Here is a 2,211-nt window from a genome sequence, read left to right on the forward strand (position 1 = left end):
CAGCCATTGTGAGGACAGCACTGTGACGTTCGAGATCCGTCCCCTCCGTCTCGATGAGATGGCGATGCCCGTGGAGTGGGCAGCCCGCGAGGGCTGGAATCCGGGTCATTCGGATGCCGAGCCGTTCTGGCGGCAGGATCCGGAGGGGTTCGTTGGGGGGTTCCTCGAGGGCGAGCTGATCGCGACGATCTCGGCGATCAGGTACGGGGCGGACTTCGGATTCGTCGGCTTCTACATCGTCGCTCCGCCCTGGCGAGGGCAGGGGTACGGCATACGCGTGTGGGATGCCGGGCTCGATCACCTGGCCGACGTCCGTACCGTCGGCCTGGACGGTGTGGTCGATCAGCAGCACAACTACCGCAGGTCGGGGTTCGTCCTCGCCCACCGCAACGTCCGGTACGCGGGGGGCGCTCCGCTGCGGGTGGTCGCGACGAACGGGCGGCGGAGCATCACGCTCGTGCCGGCAGCGGATGTCGATCCTTCGGCTCTGGAGCGCTACGACGCCGCGCACTTCGGCGCGAAGCGCAGCGATTTCCTCCGTGCCTGGACCACCGACTCCAGCCACCGCGCCTTGGTCGCCGTCCGTGGTTCAGACGACGGAACGGCAGGCGACGGGACCGTCGGCGACGTCGCGGGGTACGGGGTCATCCGACCGTGCCGAGATGGATTCAAGGTCGGCCGCTGTTCGCGAAGGATGCCGCCACCGCGGCGCAGCTGATCGAGGGCCTCGTCCAGGGCGTGGCGCCCGGGGCGGCGATCTTCCTCGATCCACGCACCGTCAACGCGGAGGCCGTGCAGCTGGCGGAGAGCCTCGGGATGCGCCCGGTGTTCGAGACGGCCCGCATGTACCGTGGCGAGCCCCTCGACCTCCCGATCGACGAGGTCTTCGGCATCACGACGTTCGAGCTGGGGTGACCCGTGCCCGGAGTCAGCTGACCCTCGGAGCTCGGTATCAGACCTACAGGGAGGCGAATGCTTCGAAGACCGTGCCCTCGGGGAGGGGATCCCAGAAGGTCGCCTCGAACTGCACCTTCGTGCCGTCGCTGGGCAAGCGGTCGACATAGGTCCATGCCCCGCCGATGATCTGGCCCGAGGTGTCCCGGGCGACCACGGTGATCTGCACGAGTTCCTGGTCTTCCTCGAAGTCCCCGCTGACCGTGCCGGTCACGGTTGTCGAGAAGTCATCGGATGTCGCGGCGAGGTCGCCGAGCGTGAACTCACCGGTCTCGGCGAAGGGGGAGAGGATCGCGTCGGCAGCGGTCGGGCCGATGACGTTGAGGTCGACGATCTCGCCGGCCCCGACCTCGTAGAAGTCGCCGACGAGCGCGGCCTCACCCGACAAGATGACGCGGTACTCGTTCGAGGTGTCGAGGATCGTGCCGTCCGCGCCGATCGCCTCGACATCGATGCTCGCGAAGTCGAAGATGTAGTCCTGGTTGGGGTTCTCGAACATCACGACGTACCACCACGTCTCGGGATCGAACTCGTACCGGCCGAACGACCCGTCGGTGATCACGATGTCCTGGGCGGTCGTGACGTCATCCGCGGGCTCGTCGTCTTCGGGCGCGATCGTCTCCTGCGCGATCTCGTCCTGTATCGCGTCGTTCAGGACGGCGCCGCCGATCCACAGGAACGACAGCGCGATCATGACAACCGAGATGATCCCGCCGACGACCGAGAGGATGAGGGCGGTGATGCTCATGCCGGTGCCGCCCTGCTTCTTGCTGATGAGGGCGATGAGAGCGATGATGAACGCCGCGAGCAGGACGAGCCCGGCGATCCAGTTCACGAACGGGATGAATGCCATCACGACACCGACGATCGCGAGGATCAGGGCGATGATCGCGAGCGTCTTGGGCCGGGTGTCAGGGGCCTTCGGCGGTGCCGGCGGGACGCCGTAGCCTGCCGGCGGATAGCCGGGAGCGCCCGGAGCAACGCCGTAGCCGGGCGCCCCGGGTGCGGCCCCATAGACCGGAGCGGCGGGCGGAGCTCCATACGGTGTCGTTGGGGCCGTGGGATACCCAGCCGGTGGCGCGTACGCCGGCGGTGCCGCGGGCACGGCGGCGGGCGGTTCGGGCGCGGCAGCGGGCGATTCGGGCGCGGCAGCGGGCTCCGGTGCCGGCGCCACGGGTGGTTCGGCTGCGTCCGGCGCCGGGTTCTGCGGTTCTTCCAGGCCGGCGGGTGTGTCGTTCGACATCGGTCTCTCCCCTT

At 68.5% G+C, this 2,211-nt stretch carries 1 protein-coding gene and 1 pseudogene; one reads left to right on the forward strand and one right to left on the reverse strand.

Annotated elements, in window-relative coordinates:
* Positions 1-64 precede the first annotated feature (64 nt).
* Positions 65-915 (forward strand): annotated as a pseudogene (locus B3587_RS09280) (GNAT family N-acetyltransferase).
* A gap of 43 nt (positions 916-958) precedes the next feature.
* Here the strand turns inward: B3587_RS09280 and B3587_RS09290 are convergent.
* Positions 959-2,197 carry an FxLYD domain-containing protein gene (locus B3587_RS09290; RefSeq protein ID WP_292728071.1) on the reverse strand — a complete coding sequence of 413 codons (1,239 nt, stop codon included), beginning with the start codon at positions 2,195-2,197 and terminating at the stop codon, positions 959-961.
* Positions 2,198-2,211 lie beyond the last annotated feature (14 nt).

The sequence above is a fragment of the Microbacterium sp. UBA837 genome (assembly GCF_002296025.1).
GTDB lineage: Bacteria > Actinomycetota > Actinomycetes > Actinomycetales > Microbacteriaceae > Microbacterium.

Coding starts and splice junctions, on each gene's coding strand:
- B3587_RS09290 (WP_292728071.1), bottom strand. CDS start 2,197: ATGTCGAACGACACACCCGCCGGCCTGGAAGAACCGCAGAACCCGGCG.